The following is a 17,927-nucleotide window of genomic DNA, read 5'->3' on the forward strand; positions in this document are numbered from 1 at the left end:
AGAACCGCCGTGTTAAGACATCCGCAGGAATTTTGCATTGATGGCTACAATGATCGTACTTAAACTCATTAGCACAGCCCCCATGGCTGGACTGAGCATGAATGTGGGATACAAAATACCTGCTGCCAATGGAATGGCAATCACATTGTAGCCAACCGCCCAAAATAAGTTCTGGATCATCTTGCGATAGGTAGCCCGGCCAAAAGCGATCATCTGTACCACATCTTTGGGATCACTGTTCACCAAAATAATATCGGCAGTTTCTGCGGCTACATCTGTTCCGGAACCTACTGCAATGCCTACATCTGCCTGGGCCAATGCGGGTGCATCATTCACCCCATCACCCGTCATGGCTACGATCTCTCCTTTATCCTGGAACTCTTTTACCTTGTGTAGTTTTTCATGCGGTAATACATTGGCGAGATAGCCATCCATTTGCAGCTTTTGGGCTACTGCAGCGGCTACTTTTTCATTGTCACCCGTTAACAGGAAAGATTTTATGTTCATCTGCCTAAGGGCGTTTATGGCTTCTGCGGCTGTTTCGCGGATGCTGTCTGCCAGTGTAATGATACCGGCAGGCTTATCATCTATCAATAGGAACGTAACAGTATCTGTAGTCTGATCTATTCCTTCAGGGATCGGTGGAGCACTTGTTTTCTGCTGCTTAAAGTAGTTGGGTCCCGCAGCTATCACTTTTTTGCCGTTTACAATGCCGGTAACTCCCATGCCCTGCATGTATTGGAAGTCGGAGGTTTTCCATAATTCCAGGCTTTGCTGTTTCAACCTGCGCATAATGCCATGGGCAATGTGGTGTTCAGAGTTTTGTTGTATGGCTGCTGCGTATTGCAACAACTGGCCGGGTGTGTACTGGTTATTCAGCGATATCACCTGTTGTACCTCATGGGTACCTTTCGTTAGGGTACCTGTCTTGTCAAAAATGATAGTAGTCAGCTTTCGGGCATTTTCAAAGGCAGTACGGTTGCGGATCAGTAAGCCATGAACAGCAGACAGGGTAGTGGAAATAGCTACTACCAAAGGAATGGCTACACCCAGGGCATGGGGACAAGCCGTTACCATTACTGTCACCATTCTTTCCAGGGCGAAGGCCAGTTCCCTGCCGGCACTAAGCCACACAATAAAAGTTATAATTCCAATGCTGATGGATATAATGGTGAGCCATTTGGCCACCTTGTTAGCCAGGTTTTGGGTGTTGGATTTGGTACCTTGTGCCGACTGAACCATATTAATCACCTTGTTGAGATAACTATCGCTGCCGGCACCGGTTATTTCTACCTTTAATGCGCCATCCCCGTTGACGGCTCCTCCGATTACTTTATCGTGTTTTTCTTTCTTTACCGGCACGCTCTCCCCCGTCAACATACTTTCATTTACATAAGAGGTGCCTTCCAGTATATGGCCATCGGCAGGGATTTTTTCGCCAGGTTTCACAACAACGACCTGCTTATTCTCCAGTTCTTTTAAGGAAATATCTGTTACTGTTCCATTCCGTTCTACATGCACTACTGCAGGCAACAAAGCTACCAGTGATTCCAAAGCCTGGGAGGCGGCCATTTGCGATTTCATTTCCAGCCAATGGCCCAGCAACATAATATCGATCAGGGTAGCCAGCTCCCAAAAGAAGTCCATACCGGGAAGGCCAAAAACAACTGCAACACTGTACACATAAGCAGTTGTAATGGCTACGGCCACCAGTGTCATCATGCCTGGATTGCCCCATTTCAATTCCCGGACCAGCCCAACCAGGAAGGGCCCCCCTCCATAAAAGAAGATAAAACTGCTCAATGCCAGTAGTACATATTTATCTCCTGTAAAAGTGAAGGTAAAGCCCAGCCATTGCTGTATCATGTGTGATAACAGCAAAACCGGAACAGTAACAACCAGGCAGATCCAGAACCGTTTCAAAAAGCCTTCCGTATGATGGCCTGCATGTTCATCGTGCATCTGATGGTCAGTTTCCTTTTGCTGTTGCTTACTGGTTTGCTGCATTTCAGCATGGGCATGATGTTCATGCGCTTGTCCGGTTTTAGGCTCGGCATGATGATGGTGATGTTCATGGTTCATAATCGGCTCTTTTATGGTGGATAATTGGCAACCTGTACATTAACCTTTGATCGTGATGGGAAATTCAATGCGTAATTTTTCCCAGGCTACAGCAATCTTTCCGGTATTACTTTTCCCAGGTTCTACAAAATACTGTAATCGTTCAGTCAGCGCATATTTTACCGGTTTGACCTTAATCCTTACTACATCTTCTTTCTGGTCATATTCTGTGGCAAGGTGCTGTTGCCATTTTGTATTGATGATCACGGTCCATTCATTTTTACCAGGTATAGTGAAAAGAGCGTATTTTCCGGCAGGTATTTCTTTTCCGCCCACGACAAAGGTGTGCCCGATTTCAAGGGTGGTGGCATCATGGGCGCCGGTAACCCATACCTCATCGTAGGGTACCAATCCGCCCCATATTATCCTGCCCCTTACACCCGGTGAATGATAATTGATCTTAACAGAATCATGACCAATTACTCCAACAGCAGCCGATTTAATGCTACGTTTACTGGTATCTTTCAGCAAGTTTGGATTGTAACAAACTGCTTCCTTTTGTGCCTGTAATTTCAAAGCTCCGGCCAGTAATATAACTACCAGCCAGAACCTGGATACGAAAGTTGATTGAAACATACTGAATGCTGTTTAGTATTAGGACGTTTATTTAATAGTTTCTTTTACCTCTCCGCAGGTCATCATTTTTTCGCCGAAGTAAGGATTTTTGATTTCTTTGTTAGGACTGATCCAGGAAGCTCCCTTATCATTCAAAGCCATCGGGCAATAATCCACATATAGTTCACCGGAATTAAGACCTGACTTTTTTACAAGGGTAATAAAATCATTGCTCAAAGTAGAGTAAGCAGTTCTTTGCACTTCAATATCGGTAGCTGCGGTAATTTTTGCAGCATTGGAGGCAACGGCTTCTGCACCTGGAACCTCTTTTGCTCCTGCTTCGATGGCATTGCTGGCAACTTTGGCTTCTGCCATATCACCGTTTGTCAGCGCAGTTGTCAGGTGTACATAATGCTGGTAAACCGCATTGAGTTTGTCGTCTTTTAACTTTACAGATGCTGGGGAAGTCTTGCCTTCTTCCATTTTCATCTGATCATGGCCTGTGTGGTTTGCGCTATCCTTTTTATCGGTATCTCCACCTGAATTTCCATCACCGCAGGCGGCAAAAAGGATTACAGACAATACAGGAATAGCTGATTTCAATAACTGTTTCATGTTTTTAATTTTTAGGTAAATATTCGGGTGACGTTAATGTTGATGTGTTGCCATTGGATCAGCACCTTTCTTTAATACGTATTCGCTATACAATAAATAAGCTCCGCTGATCACCACTTTATCGCCTGCAGCTAATCCTTCAATAATTTCCACTGATTCAAAATTCTCCATACCGGTCCTTACTTTACGTGGCTCAAATTTCCCTTTGGCTGTTTCGATCCAGACGTGCGTTCCTTTTCCGTCCCTGATCACTGCATCTACCGGCAGTGTAAGGGCATCTGTTTTGGCTTTAACTGGTAATAGGATATTTACCTGCTGTCCTGGTTGCCACTGATTGCCGGGATTGACAATAGTACCTCGAACCTGTAATAGCTGGCTGCCGCTTTGCAAGGAAGGATTGATAAATTGAATGATCATGGTTTGGGGTTTGTTTTCCCAACCGGCTACAATTACCTGAACGGCCTGGTTCACACGGATGGCCCCTGCTTCGGAGGGGTATATATCCGCCTCTACCCATAATTCACCATACCCTTCGAGTTTCATAACAGCACTACCTTCTGCGGTATATTGTCCTTCTGTAATGGAGAGTTCAGCTACGGTGCCACTGCTGGGCGCATAATAGGTTACATAAGGGCTTATCTTTTGTGCCTGAAGTAACTGGTTGATTTGTGTTTCTGATTGATCATACAGCACCAGTTTTTGCCTGGCAGCTTTTTCTATTTGTTGAAACCGGGCATCTTCCGGGAATTGCCGCGCCTGCGCGGCTGACAATAAGTATTCCTGTTGTAAAGTGGCGAGCTGTTCAGAGTAAATTTCATACAAGGGTTGGCCTTTATTTACTTTGACACCTGTTTCCCGTACATACAATGCTTCAATCCTGCCTGGCACTCGCGTAGATATGACAACCGTTTTTTCAGGATCTGTTGCAAGCCTGCCATTTAACTGTTTTACATTGGATAATGCACCTGCGCCAATGGTCATGGTAGTTACATTCGCAAGTGATACCTGGCTTTCACTGAGGGTCAGGAAAGCATCTTTATTATTTTTATCAAAGGGCACCAGGTCCATTCCACAGATTGGGCAGGTTCCTGGTTTGTTTTGGACGATCTGCGGATGCATGGGACAGGTATAGGTCTGAGCCGCCTTTGCCTGCTGTTCCGTATTCTTTTTGTTGCCTTCTTTACAAGCCTCTAAAACCAGCACTGGTGCCATAGTAAAAATAGCAAGGGTCTTTATAAATCGCTTTCTTTCCATATACTACTGTTTGGCTTTGCCATTTACTTTTATGAAACTTTCGCTATCTACGAGATAAGCTGCGTTAGAAGCTACCTGCCAACCTGCTATATCAGTAATAACTTGTATAAAACCTTCCGATTCTATCCCGGTTTGTATTTCGATAGGGCTATACAGGCCATTATCTTTTCTGAATACAACAGACTTAGTACCTAATCGCCAGACAGCTTTTTTAGGTAGCCACCAGTTTCCGGTGTAAACGACAGGGATAATACCGGTAAGCAATTGTCCAACCTGAAAATTATTTTTATCCAGGTAAACTCTTCCTATCAAGAAGTTCTGTCCGTTGCGAAACACAGGTTCTATTAGCCCTAAACGGGCAGATTGAATAGCGTTTTTATTTCCAGCCGGGTAGAACAACAGTTTTTGTCCTTTTTTTAATTGCGTGGCCAATGACGGGAGGAATGCAAATTCTGCCACAAGGTTAGTGGCCTGATAGATGGTAAAAACCGTCTGGCCCGCATTTACGTATTGACCTTCGCGGATCATTACTGGAGTGGAAGTAGCTACTGGCAGCGTAGCAGTAGTATTACCGGTAGGGCTGCCACCACCCATTCCTTCCATGCCACTTCCTCCCGCAGCAGGCTGACCCATTGTTGGGGCGCCTGCCGCCGCAGGCGTAGTGGGAATGGCTGATTGTTCCAGTATATATCCATTCGCATTACTATATACCGGAACGCGGTAGGAAATGTTGCCGGTTTTAACCACCTGTTCAATTTGGCTTGAAGACATACCCAACAACAACAACCTTTGTTTGGCTCCTGCTAACATTTCCGGACTATTGTGGGCGACAAATATTAACTCGCGCTGAGCAGCAGCCAGGTCCGGGGAATAGATCTCCATGATCAGTTGTCCTTTCCTTACCGGTTGATAATTATATTTAACCAGTAATTTTTCGATGCGCCCGCTTACCCGGCTGGCCAGGCTGGTTTGATGGCGGGCATCATAGGTGATCCTACCACTTACTTCCACTGAACTGATGCGGGTACCGGTTTCGGCATTGATGGCAGGAATGCTGGCGATCACCTGTTCATTGGTTGGTTTTGTGCGCCTGCTCATGCCACTATCAATGACCAATTCCCTGTTGGCTTCTTTCACTATTTTATCCTTACAGGATACTGATGCCAGCAGTATTAATAATAGCGTATTAACGATATAATTCCTTCTCATAATCCACAATCATTTCGTATAATTTCAATTTTTCATCCAGCACATTCATTTGCATCATGGTTTGCGCTTCCCAGGCGTCAATGACAGCGGGCAACTGTATTTTATTTTCCTGGTACACCAGGAAAGTGGCATCGAATGTTTTTTTAAGGGCGGGAATGATCTTTTCCTCCATGGCAATGATGCGTTTTTGCATGGATTGAATTTCGTATTGCATACCATACAGCATGCCCTGCGTTTCCTGGAGCATGGCCGCCCGTTCCTTTTCCATGCCCTGTATATTATACTGCATGGCTTTAACTTCATTTTTATACATTTTGGAAGCCCAGGGAGCAATGGGTATAGATACCATGCCCATCACGCTGAATGCAGTAGGCATAGCCGCATCCAGGGGATACATATGATCAAAGCGGATACGGAAATCCGGCTTTTTTTCTTTCTGCATACTCTCCACATTCAATTGCATGGAGCGGATGCTTTCATTCATTTTAAAAACATCTTTTCGTACGGATGCTAACATAGCGGTGTCATAGGATGCCGATGGTGTGAAAGAGGGTTGATATAAAGAATCAATCTCAAATTGCTGATTGCCGGGTGCATTCATCAGACTGTTGAGCCAGGCCCTTGCCTTGGCAATGGTGCCTTCCTGCATGCGGATCATGTTGCGGTTTTCTTCTATACGGGCATCCGCCTTGAACACACTGCCCAACTGAGACTGGTTGTAGGGATAACGTACTTCTTCAATCTTTTTCATCATGACCATGATCCGTTCATTTTCCTGTAGCACTTTTATCCGCTGTGTGGCCACCAGCCAATTAAAATAAAGCCGTTTTGCCTGGGCCTTGAAGTCATTCAGGGTGATGTCCCGGTTGGCCCTTTCCACGTTTGCCTGGGAAGCGATGTATTTCTTTTTGGCATTTAACTTTGCCGTATTGGGTATATCCTGCTCAATGGCCAGCATCAGGTTTCCTCTATCCCTGCCATCCATAATAATCTGATTGGGGTAAGGCGTCATGAAAGTTCCTACACCCACCATGGGGGCCATCCAGCCGGTAGCTGCTTCGGCACTGTATTTATAGCTTTCTGCTTTCAGACCATAAGACTGCAGCAATACATTATTTCTGTCAATCCTTTGCAGAATAGTATCCAGCGGTAAAATGGCTGGTGGTTGCGCCAATAATTGCAAGGGAGCCAGCAGGATTACTAAAAGAATATATTTAATGCTGTGTCTCATGGATTTCCAGTTTTCCGTACTTCCGTAATTCATATTCCTTTGTCATTAAAAATATCAGGGGAGTTACCAGTAGTATATGGGTGGAAGAAGTAAGTACACCGCCTATCATGGGTAATACAATAGGTTTCATAACATCTGTACCAACACCACTGGCCCACAGTACAGGTACCAGCCCGAACAAGGATACACATACAGTCATCAATTTGGGCCGCAGCCGTTTGGCGGCACCCTGAATAACATACCGGCGAAGATCTTCCGGGGTGATGGTCTCACCGGAATTACCTTTTTCTGTGACCAGTTGTTTCATGGCATCATTGAGATAAATGACCATCACAATACCTGTTTCCACGGCGATACCAAACAAAGCGATAAAGCCCACGGCCACCGCTACAGAAAGATTGGCGCCCCATATCCAGATCATATAAGCACCCCCGATCAAGGCGAAAGGCACAGTGATCAGGCTTAAAAAGGCTTCACGTATTGAATGAAAGGCGAAGTATAAGGAGAAGAAGATAATCACCAGTACAATGGGCGCTATCCACAGCAGGGTTTGCTGACCACGAATCAGGTTTTCATATTGCCCGCTCCATTCCAGGTAATATCCCTGCGGTAATACACCTTTGGCCTTATTCATTTTTTGAATGGCTTCTGTTACCGTACTGCCCAGGTCCCTGTCCCGAACGTTGAATAAGACAGCGCCTCGCAGCATGGCGTTTTCGGAATTGATCATTGGTGGGCCATCCTCAAAAACCACGTCTGCCACGGCCGACAGGGGGATTTCTCCAAATGCAGGGCTTACGAGCGGAATGCGTTTAATGCGTTCCACGCTGTTGCGGTATTCCTGCGCCAACCGAACCGCTATAGAAAAACGCTGGCGGCCTTCAATGGTATTGCCTATGGTTGAACCACCCAGGGAAGTTTCAACGGTTTGGTTAACATCATCCACGTTTAAACCGTAACGACTCAGGTCAGCCCGGCGAACATTAATAGAAAGGTATTTTCCTCCGGTCACAGGTTCTACATACAGGTCGGCAATGCCCTTTGTGCCCTCCAGTACTTTTTTCACCCGCTCTGATACGGATGCAATGCTGTCCAGGTTCTGTCCGTATACTTTTACGCCTACATCCGTGCGGATGCCGGTAGCCAGCATGTTAATGCGGTTGATGATCGGTTGCGTCCACCCATTGACGACGCCGGGTATCTGCAACTTGGCGTCCAGTTCGTTAACAACGTCTTTTTTGGTGAGACCTGGCCGCCAGGCGGATTTCGGTTTCAACATGATGATGGTCTCAATCATGCTGATGGGGGAGTTGTCGGTGGCTGTGCTGGCCCTGCCCGCTTTTCCCAGTACTTTATCTACCTCGGGAACCGATTTGATAATTTTATCCTGTACCTGTAAAATGCGTTTGGCCTCAGCGTTGGATACATCGGGCAAGGTGACTGGCATAAACAATATGCTCTGCTCATCAAGCGGCGGCATAAATTCTGTTCCCAGGGTTTTGAGCAGAGGAATAGTGATCAACAGGGCAATGACATTGATGGCCAAAGTTGTTTTCCGCCATTTCAGCACCGTTCTGATAATGGGTTCATATATTCTTTCCAGGAACCTGTTAACCGGGTTGGCGTTATCCGGCCTGAATTTACCTTTCATGAAAAAGGAGATCAATACGGGCGCGAGTGTGATTACCAGCAAGGCATCCACGATCATGATGAAGGTCTTGGTGTAGGCCAGCGGATGAAATAGCTTGCCTTCCTGCCCCGTCAACATAAATACCGGTAGAAAGGAGGTAATGATGATCACCGTGGCGAAGAAAACGCCCCGTGATACCTGCTTACTGGATTGTTCAATGACTTTTAACCGTTCTTCTTCTGAAATCCAGTTCGCTGCTTTTTTATTTTTCTTGTTGAACCAATTCATAACTAAGCCGATTGTTTGTTTTGTTTTAACCAGGCTTCATACCGTACTGACAAATGCTTATAAGCATTTTCACTCATGATAATGCCATTGTCCACGATCACTCCGATAGCCAGTGCGATGCCGGTAAGCGACATGATATTGGAAGAAATACCAAAGGCGTTTAACAGGATAAAACTGGCAGCCAACGTAATAGGGATTTGTATAATAATACTCAGGGCGCTCCGCCAGTGAAACAGAAAGATGATTACCACAAGAGAAACGACAATCATTTCTTCGATAAGTGTTCTTTTTATGGAATCAATGGATTCTGTAATTAGTTCCCCGCGATCATAGACAATATCAAACTTGACCTTCTCAGGAAAACCTTTTGCCACTTCCTGCATTTTAGCTTTGACCTTGTCAATAACAGCAGCGGCATTTTGACCGTAGCGCATAACTACGATTCCTCCAACACGTTCCCCCTGTCCGTCCTGGTCGAATATACCCAGCCTTGTTTCACCGGTCATTTGTACGGTTGCCACATCTGCTACCCGGATGGGAATGCTGTTTTGGTTTTTGACAGGTATATTTTCAATCTCTTGCAGTGATTTCAGGTAACCAGAAGTTTTAATAATATATCCTATATCACTTAATTCAAACTTTCTGCCACCTGATTCATTATTGTTTGTCCGGATGGCATTAATGACTTCCGGGACAGAAAGTTTATAGTAAAGTAGTTTATTAGGATCAACAGTGACCTGGTATTGCTTTTGAAAGCCACCGAAAGAAGCGATCTCACTGACGCCTTCCACGTTCTGTAACGCAAACTTGATATACCAGTCCTGTAAGGCCCTTTGTTCTCCCAAATCCATGTTCGGAGCATCGAGCGTATACCAAAGAACATGGCCTACACCGGTTCCATCGGGTCCCAATTGAGGCGTGACACCGGTAGGTAATGATCTTGTAACGGTACTCAACCTTTCCAATACCCTTTCCCTGGCCCAGTAAATATCTACGTCATCATTAAAAATAACATAGATGAAACTCATGCCAAACATGGAGGTGCCCCGTACGTATTTAATGCGCGGTAATCCCTGCAGGTTGGTGACCAGCGGATAAGTTACCTGGTCTTCTATCAATTGCGGACCTCTGCCCATCCATTCTGTAAATACAATCACCTGGTTTTCCGATAAATCAGGGATTGCATCAATCGGGTTTTTCTTAACCGAAAAGAACCCCCATACAAATAACCCGGCGGACAGCACCAGTACAATGAACCGATTTTGGAGTGACCATTCTATTATTTTATGAACCATAACTGTTTTTATAAGCTGGTTTTACTCTTTCCTTCTACGATCAGATTACGTGTATCTTCTACCCATTTGAGCACTACGGCTTTCTCTGCTTCGGTTAGCCTGGCATCTGCGTGCATAATTCGGTACGATTTAAGCGGCATAGTTCCTTCTTCCAGTGATTCCCCGATGGATTTGAGTTTGTTGAACTGTCTCTTTTTTGAATAACTTCCATACTCGCTAAAGTTTAATTCTTCCTTTCCATCTATAATATGCCGGTCTAATAGTAACCGAAATGGCTGCACATGAGCGTACCACGGATAACGTGTATTATTGCTGTGACAATCATAGCAAGCTCTATTCAATACCGATTGCACCTGATCTGGCACACGGTAATTATTTACTATATCTGTGGGAGTTATTTTATCACTCTTGTTTATGCTTCTTGGAATAAACTGTATCAAAACAAGAAGGATCAATAATCCCCACACTATTTTTTTAAATACACGCATAGTGACATCTGTGGAATCTGGACAGTTATTGAATTTTTTCTTCCACCTTTCCGCATTTCGGCATTTTGCTGCCCATATATGGGTTCTTGATTTCCATAGTTTCGCTTAGCCACATTGCGCCCTTATTATTGTTATACATCGGACAGTGATCATGATATAGTGTTTTGCCGCCGCCAAAGGCTTTTGCCAAAGCATATACATCTTCGCTCATCATAGAGAAGTGTTCGCGCTGATGTTCTATCTTGCTTTTGCTGATATGTTCAGCATGTTCCTTCAGATCCTCTTCGTTTTCCTCATATATCTTTTTTTGCTCGGCGGTGAATAATGACTTGTCTATTTTGCCCAATGTGGAAGACATGGCTTTGCTGCCTTTAACGGCTTCTTCGCCATTATCATTTGCTAAAGCGTTCTTAACATGCAGGTAATGGTCAATTATTTCATTTATGGATGCCGCTATTTTTGGATCAACATTGGTATAAGCCACGGCTACTGTCTTAATATCTTTTTCTTCCATTGAAGTGGTTTGACCGGCTGAATCTTTTTTCATTGAATCCATATCATGGTTCTCTGCCTGTTTATTATTGTCACTATTGTTGCAAGCAACAAGAACGATGGATGCTATAGCTATTGAAACAAAAAATATCTTTTTCATGATAAGACTTTTAAGTAGTTAAAAAATTATTGTTTCAATACAATTCCGTTTGGTTTTTTGCCTACTGGAATGTCTTTAACTTTTGAATGGTTATTTACATTGATAACAGAAACAGAAGCCGCCATTTGATTGGTGACATAGGCCGTATTGCCATCAGCCGTAAAGGCAACGGCATGCGCCCCTGCGGCTGTATTGAAGCTACCGGCATGCGTCCACTGGCTACTGGACCCGTCCCAGGACCAGTAGTGTACTTTGCCATTATCCGGGTCTGTAATCCACAGCTCTTTTTTTACACCGTTATGGGCAGCACTGCCAGGCATAAATCCTACATCAATGGTCTGGATGACAGCATTGGTAGACACATCAACAACGCTGATCGTTTTGCCTTCCTCATTGTCCACATACATTTTGCCGTCATAGCCTACCCACGCGCCCACAGGTTCAGCGCCCACAGGAATGGTGGCTATAATGGTTTTGTTTACAGGATCAATGACAGAAACAGTGTTGTCTCCTCCGTTGGCTACGTAGGCTTTCGAGCCGTCGGCGGAAAAGCTGACTTCAGCAGGTTCCATACCTACGGCTATAGTATTTTTCAAAGCGTAGGTTTGAGCATCATAAACGAGCACTTTGCCGTTCATTTCCATTTGGGATACCCATATTTCACGGCCATTGGAAGAATAAATAGCGTTGTGGTTAGATACCGGCAAGTCCACCGTTTTCAATATTTTGCCTTTAACAGCGTCCATTACCAGGACCTTGCCTTTCATATCATTCATACCTCCGGAATGTCCGGCGCTCAGGTCCATGCCCGGTACTCCAATAGCGAGGCGGTGCATATCAAAAATGCTGTATAGAGACAGGTGATGCGGCCACATGACCATGGAATTATCGGTTCCCATCAATTCTATAGTTTCTGAAACGGTGTTTTTGTCCAGGTCAATAACAGATATGGTACTGGATTCCCCGTTGATAACATAGGCGGCAGGGTAATCAATTTGTTTATCTTCCATTGACATACCGGGTATTTTTTGCTTTCTGCAGGAAAGTATGGATGCAGCAAGCAGAATTGCTGAACAGGCCGCTGCCAATGCAGGGCGTCTGGCCATGAACATAAATGAACATTTAGATTAAGAAATAAGACTACGTTTGAGCGGTAATGATGGCGGGCGTGATAGGCAATGAAGTAAAAGAAAAAACAGCTACGCCCTTAGCAGGGGATCAGATGCGGAAAGTACAAAGGAAAATATATGGTTGAACCTTACAACTTCGGGGTGGAGCATTGTTTACCGGAAACTCCTGCGTTAATGAGGTCACCTGCACCTGCGGCAGTTCAATAAAACTGACTGGTGTTACGAGGGAGGTAAATGCCAGGAGTTGAAAAGCCGATTCGGCTGTTTTATGATCTTTATCCAGCTTTACGAGCTTATGTTCATCTTTGCAGCACTTTTTCTTGCAGGAACTATCCTCTTTTGCGCCACATTTGCCGCACTTTTTTGCTTTCCCATGCCAAAGCCCCTGTTCAACCAGTTTGCCCATGCAATAATGCATGTGTACGGTGGCCCCGGTTGAAGAACCAATGTAAAGAATAGCTAATATGCAGACAATGAACTTTTTCATTCAAAACAAAAGTAGCGGTAATTTTTAGAAGTTGTGTTATAAAATTTTCGCTTTGAGTTATATTTTAATGGATTGCTGCACCTCTTTTTAGCTGAATGTCAATGCGGATGGGCCTGACCTGATTGGCTTTCTGATTGCCTTTTTCGACCAACTCCATCCCGCATTTGGGGCAAATACCGGGTTGATCACTCAGCACTTCCGGGTGCATCGGACAAGTATACTTCTTGTCTTTCTGCATCGGAGTCATCATTTCATTTTTCATACATTATATTTTAACGTTCTGGAATATGGTTAATATTTCATGTCTTTTAACGCTTTCTTTTTATCTCTTGATTGAACGGAATCCTGTTTTTTTGACGTATCCTGTTTGTTTGTATGCTCATGTGGCGTAGTCGAATGGTCATGCTGTGGCTTCGTTTTATCTGGCGAAGTAGCATCCTTAGCACTTCCATGATCATGCCCCAAATTTGAGTGGCTATGCGGTTTTGTAGAATCACCTCCATGCTCCCTGTATTGCTCTATAGGTTTTACACCTGCACCTTGTTCAAATACCATTTTGCCTCCAAGAAATCCTTGATAAAAAACTGCAGCAGTACCAATAACAAGAAACAGAACCCATGTAATGTATTCGCCTTTCCCGATCCTGTTTTTACGTACCCAAATCCAGGTTAACAAAGCGAAAGAAAGGATGAGAATACCAAATCCGGTAAATTTATGCTTTACCAGTACCTGGTGTATTTCGTCATTATGGGTTAAGTTTTGTTCTTCAATTAGTCCTGTGAGAACAGCAGCTATACCACCTATAACTCCTAACAATAAATTCCAGAAAGCAATTTGTTTAAAGAGTTCTTTTTTTGTAAACAATGACATGGCGCCGAAAAGAGCAGCGATTGTAATCAAAGCAATCGGGAAATGAACTACGGCTGGATGTAACTCGATCATTTCTTAATGATTTGAATGGTTTCGCATGGTTGAATGTTTCATTCCTGGCAAAGCATTCATGTTTATCGGCAACACATGAATATATATTTCTGCCGATAACGGCAACTTCCCATACAATCCACGTAGTTCAGAAGGAGTAAAAAAGGCAGATCCCTGAATGCCTATTCTGAAATTCGTGTTGAACGCATGCAGGAAATTATAGCTTGCTCCTAATGTTAATGCATTTATGGAAAATAACTCATCTAAGCCATTTATGTCTATATTCAGTTCATGCTCACTCTTCTGGATAGACTCGTATCTTCCGTAAATGGCTGTCCTGTTCATTTGTAAATTGGATTCGAGCAGTGCTGAATGTTCCGGGCGGTGATCCCACTTTTGATTTGCTCCCCAAACAACCGCTGAAGTCAAATGTGTTTTCTCACCCAAAATGATGCTGTGCAAAACCGAAGCGGTAGTTCTCGTTATATTTTCTTCCGGCTCTAAAGATTCAGGGCTTTTTATATAAGCCTGTGAGAATTGAATGGCAAAATTGTCCGTTGGGTTAGCGGAAAAACGATACGACCAGGAATCAAAACGAGGCTTGTCAAAGCTATACCGGTTTTCGTTCGGCTCGCGACCTGTAAAATTCGAAAGTTCGAATTTTAGTACTTTATACCTGAATCCTAATGTAACGACTCCAAAGGTAATATGTGTTGCATCCTGCCAGTGGTGTCCTAATGGGGCGTCGGGATTATTCATGCTTGAAATACGGTGCATAAATGCCGGTGGTCCTATGGCGGGCTCTCCTGGATAACCCAGATAGGCAGTAATATCAATGTCCTTGTTGACCATATGAGTATAAGCCGCACTTAGTCCTGAGACAAAATCATGCGGGTGCTGCCTGTCGATTAAAAGCTTCCCGTCGGAAGTCTCTCCGGATTGAAATAACAGCGGATAACCATTTCCGCCCATTACCAACTCGTCTGCGGATAACATCAGGGAAAGTGCAAGTAAACCACGTTTGTTTATCTTTCTGTTTGCCATCACCATTACCCAATTGGGCGCATCAAACCTGTCTGTTAAGCTATCACTTCTTACCCCCTTGCTGAAAATGTCCTGATTATTATACCTGAAAAAGATACTGCCATGAAACATCAGATTCCAGTTCTTTGTCATCTTCATGTATCCGTACATCGGAGTAGCATCTGGTTGCCAGGCCGTCCCGGAACTGTTGCGGTTCATGGGTAAATTAAGAGAAAACGCATGCGTCATGGGCATATCCATCGGACGCATACTCGTATCCATATTCATGGCATGATCGCCATGCATCTGCTGCTGGATAGGTATAGTATCTTTCCTGGCGACCTTCTCCTGTGTCCTGGGTGCTTTCTTTTTTGCTTTGGCTGTAGAATCCTGCTTCGTGGGCGTCTTATGGTGCTCATGCTGTGAAACCGAACTTTTGTATATGCCACATAACACCATCAATATGATGATAACTTTAAACATAATCTACCTTTTAAATAGTATCGACTGTTACAATGACCCCAATAACAAATGGATATGGACGGCACCCCTGATGGCCGTAGAAAGACAATCAAATGCGGAAATTCTGAAATTGAATGAAGAGCGGAGTTGGATGCAATGGCGGGCTATGATCCCTGTATAATTTTGGTGCAATGTTGCAAATGGGAGGCGTAAAATTAACAAGACTGGTTAGGGGCGGCAGTAGCAATTCTGGAGGAGTAAGATCGTAGCTAACCTGCGAATACGGATGGGTATTATCTGATTTGGCAACAACAGAAATATCTTTACAGCAATTCTTACTCTCTTCTGTATGCTTTTTCATCCCACATTTGCCACATTCCTTATCAGCCTTGTGGTATAAGGAAAAACTGACCCATTCCCCCATGCAATAATGATGGTGAACGGTAACGCCCGTTACATAAATCAGGTAAAACTGTAACAATATGATACAACTGATTTTCTTCACATATACAAACTTCTGTGAGAATGATCATAAAAATTATACCACGGATGTAAAGAAAGGCCCTCTTTGGAGGCGAATTGGGTAAATACCTACCAAAGGTAAGGCTGAGGGTAAGAAAACTAGCCGGGAAGGTAGCGGCTGATAGGGAAGTATGTTCTACAGTTGGAGCAAAGGATTTCTACATAATCCTTATTGGCAGCAGTCTTTTCCAACTGCTGCCGCACTACCAGGATGCAACCCTTCATAAAGACAGGCTTGCCACCTTAATTGTTTTCTGTTTATCATCCGTCCAGGCAAAAATTACATTATTTCCTGATTTTGTCATTTGAGGGAATCCACTGGATCTCGATTCAGACGATGACGCAATGGTTATTGAAAGCTCTTTTTTGCCGTCATTGTATACCCTGGCTGCTTTGATCATCGAACCTTCCATCCAACTGACCATGGCGCTTTTTTCGTCCAGCATAATAACATCTACCCGGCCAATTCCATTTCCCTCATCAATACGGATGGGAGTACTAAAGTTAGCCCCCCCGTCCTTTGAGAAAACAATATTTACTTGCCCTTTTTTATCGGGTGCTGAAAACCACGCTACAGCAAGGTTATTCCCTTGAGCATCGACCTTGGGGCCGTTAACCGGACATCCGGCAATTTTCCAGTTGTCCGGAAATATTGATTGGGGTTTTGTCCATTGACCATTTACCATCCGGACAATCGAAATGTCCCTGATCTCCTCTTCCGACCGGTCGCGGTAAACTACAACCGGACCAATTGTTGTTATCGCTGCACTGGTCTGGCAACAATCGCAAACCCGGTTATCAAGTTCCCATTCACCGGATTTAATCCCTTGTTTATTAACTACTGCGGCTCGTATAGTCATTGAGCCATGATGCCCTTCATGATGCCCGCTTTCACCTTCCATGGCAGCATTCCTTCCGTCGAGCCATGAAATGAAATAATTTTCCCCGTAAGGTAATATTGAAACGAAGCCATGTTCTGCTTTCTTTCCATCATCATGAAGGACCTTTGGAGCATTCCATGAATTCCCTTTGTCAAATGAACTGATCAGCTTCACGTCGTATGCATAGGTGCTTTTTTCGCTTTTCTCTAAAATATGGGCTATCAGACTATCCCTTCCATCTGAAGCCAACATTGGATAATCCGCCCAATTGACAAACCAATTATCTCCGGAAGCAATAACTATAGGTGCTGACCATTGGCCATTGTTCAATCTTGAAAATTTCAGCGAGCTCTTTTCTTTTCCTTTTTCAATCCATGACAAATAAACAACTCCATTTTTGTCAGTGAATAAATAAGGTTCAGCGCTGAGTGAATCGGCTGGGGATACAAGGAGTTTTAAATGATCTTTCTCTGTGCTTATCTTTTGTTCGGAATTCTTGCATGAAACAACCAGGACAAGGAACATTAAAACGGATAGTAGTTTAATCATCTTATTTTGCAATTTTTAAGATCATATCAATGTTGGTACTGTCAACCCAATTTCTTGAACCCATTTCCGAGAAAACCAGGTTTCCTTCGCGGTCAAAAATCATGGTTGTTGGCAGCGCCTGAATATTCAAGGCTTCGCTGTTTTCGATCCTGGCATAATTAAATTTATAAGAATGGTCGTTCTTAAACTCTTTAATTTCTTCCACATTTTCACTGGAAGCCAGCAAAAATATCACCTCCTCCTTTCGAAGGATATTTTGTGCCTTCTCTATAGAAGGCATTTCTGCCATGCAGGGCTTGCACCAGGTAGCCCAAAAGGTAATAAAAATTGTTTTCCCACTGTATTTTTTCAGATCAATAGGCTGTTCGTTTAAATCTATTAACTTGATTTTGTTGATTTCCCGATCCTTCTGCGTGTAAGAAACAGGTTTATCTTTGTGGTCTCCATGGCAACCCAATATCCCCAATAATAATATATTACTGAATTTACGTATACTATTCATTCACTTTTTTTGTTTGTTATCGGTAAAATTAGGGATAATGGAATTATGCTATCGGCATTCGCTCCCCGGCAAACAAACCTCACACTACTGATAGTTGTTGAATAACAACTAC

At 43.8% G+C, this 17,927-nt stretch carries 19 protein-coding genes; all 19 read right to left on the bottom strand.

The window, feature by feature from the left end; all coding sequences use genetic code 11:
* Positions 1-12: 12 nt before the first annotated feature.
* Entirely contained in the window at positions 13-2,082 is a 2,070-nt protein-coding gene (locus HB364_RS14660) for a copper-translocating P-type ATPase (RefSeq protein ID WP_167288873.1), read from the bottom strand.
* 39 nt (positions 2,083-2,121) lie between these two features.
* Complete coding sequence (locus HB364_RS14665; protein ID WP_167288875.1) at positions 2,122-2,697, bottom strand: DUF2911 domain-containing protein; 576 nt, start codon at positions 2,695-2,697, stop codon at positions 2,122-2,124.
* 27 nt (positions 2,698-2,724) lie between these two features.
* Entirely contained in the window at positions 2,725-3,291 is a 567-nt protein-coding gene (locus tag HB364_RS14670; protein ID WP_167288877.1) for a DUF3347 domain-containing protein, read from the bottom strand.
* 33 nt (positions 3,292-3,324) lie between these two features.
* Positions 3,325-4,545 (bottom strand): efflux RND transporter periplasmic adaptor subunit, encoded by a 1,221-nt coding sequence (locus HB364_RS14675; protein WP_167288879.1) that lies wholly within the window; start codon positions 4,543-4,545, stop codon positions 3,325-3,327.
* A 3-nt stretch (positions 4,546-4,548) separates the two neighbouring features.
* Entirely contained in the window at positions 4,549-5,754 is a 1,206-nt protein-coding gene (locus tag HB364_RS14680) for an efflux RND transporter periplasmic adaptor subunit (protein ID WP_167288881.1), read from the bottom strand.
* Positions 5,732-6,985, bottom strand: coding sequence for a TolC family protein (locus tag HB364_RS14685; RefSeq protein WP_208419958.1), 1,254 nt, complete (start codon positions 6,983-6,985; stop codon positions 5,732-5,734). The genes HB364_RS14680 and HB364_RS14685 overlap by 23 nt, the downstream gene beginning before the upstream one ends.
* On the bottom strand, positions 6,969-8,903 hold the full coding sequence (locus tag HB364_RS14690) for an efflux RND transporter permease subunit (RefSeq protein ID WP_167288885.1): 1,935 nt from the start codon (positions 8,901-8,903) through the stop codon (positions 6,969-6,971). Before HB364_RS14690 ends, HB364_RS14685 begins: the two co-directional genes overlap by 17 nt.
* 2 nt (positions 8,904-8,905) lie before the next feature.
* Positions 8,906-10,198 carry an efflux RND transporter permease subunit gene (locus tag HB364_RS14695; protein WP_167288887.1) on the bottom strand — a complete coding sequence of 431 codons (1,293 nt, stop codon included), beginning with the start codon at positions 10,196-10,198 and terminating at the stop codon, positions 8,906-8,908.
* Positions 10,199-10,206: 8 nt separating this feature from the next.
* Entirely contained in the window at positions 10,207-10,686 is a 480-nt protein-coding gene (locus HB364_RS14700) for a heme-binding domain-containing protein (protein ID WP_167288889.1), read from the bottom strand.
* Positions 10,687-10,711: 25 nt separating this feature from the next.
* Positions 10,712-11,338, bottom strand: coding sequence for a DUF3347 domain-containing protein (locus HB364_RS14705; protein WP_167288891.1), 627 nt, complete (start codon positions 11,336-11,338; stop codon positions 10,712-10,714).
* 26 nt (positions 11,339-11,364) lie between these two features.
* Positions 11,365-12,354 carry a hypothetical protein gene (locus HB364_RS14710; protein ID WP_208419959.1) on the bottom strand — a complete coding sequence of 330 codons (990 nt, stop codon included), beginning with the start codon at positions 12,352-12,354 and terminating at the stop codon, positions 11,365-11,367.
* Between the two features lie 202 nt (positions 12,355-12,556).
* Positions 12,557-12,955: an HYC_CC_PP family protein gene (locus tag HB364_RS14715; protein WP_167288895.1), complete on the bottom strand. Its 399-nt coding sequence runs from the start codon at positions 12,953-12,955 to the stop codon at positions 12,557-12,559.
* A 64-nt stretch (positions 12,956-13,019) separates the two neighbouring features.
* Positions 13,020-13,217: a heavy metal-binding domain-containing protein gene (locus tag HB364_RS14720; protein ID WP_167287793.1), complete on the bottom strand. Its 198-nt coding sequence runs from the start codon at positions 13,215-13,217 to the stop codon at positions 13,020-13,022.
* A gap of 29 nt (positions 13,218-13,246) precedes the next feature.
* On the bottom strand, positions 13,247-13,897 hold the full coding sequence (locus HB364_RS14725) for a DUF2231 domain-containing protein (RefSeq protein ID WP_167288897.1): 651 nt from the start codon (positions 13,895-13,897) through the stop codon (positions 13,247-13,249).
* Between the two features lie 3 nt (positions 13,898-13,900).
* On the bottom strand, positions 13,901-15,382 hold the full coding sequence (locus HB364_RS14730) for a hypothetical protein (RefSeq protein WP_208419960.1): 1,482 nt from the start codon (positions 15,380-15,382) through the stop codon (positions 13,901-13,903).
* 88 nt (positions 15,383-15,470) lie between these two features.
* Complete coding sequence (locus HB364_RS33705) at positions 15,471-15,866, bottom strand: HYC_CC_PP family protein (RefSeq protein WP_449406432.1); 396 nt, start codon at positions 15,864-15,866, stop codon at positions 15,471-15,473.
* Positions 15,867-15,982: 116 nt separating this feature from the next.
* Positions 15,983-16,108, bottom strand: coding sequence for a hypothetical protein (locus HB364_RS33340; RefSeq protein WP_262889782.1), 126 nt, complete (start codon positions 16,106-16,108; stop codon positions 15,983-15,985).
* A complete protein-coding gene (locus HB364_RS14735; protein ID WP_208419961.1) occupies positions 16,105-17,313 on the bottom strand; it encodes a hypothetical protein in 1,209 nt (402 codons plus the stop codon). The genes HB364_RS33340 and HB364_RS14735 overlap by 4 nt, the downstream gene beginning before the upstream one ends.
* 1 nt (position 17,314) lies before the next feature.
* Positions 17,315-17,815 carry a TlpA family protein disulfide reductase gene (locus HB364_RS14740; RefSeq protein ID WP_167288899.1) on the bottom strand — a complete coding sequence of 167 codons (501 nt, stop codon included), beginning with the start codon at positions 17,813-17,815 and terminating at the stop codon, positions 17,315-17,317.
* Positions 17,816-17,927: the final 112 nt, after the last annotated feature.

Source organism: Paraflavitalea devenefica (assembly GCF_011759375.1).
GTDB classification, from domain to species: domain Bacteria; phylum Bacteroidota; class Bacteroidia; order Chitinophagales; family Chitinophagaceae; genus Paraflavitalea; species Paraflavitalea devenefica.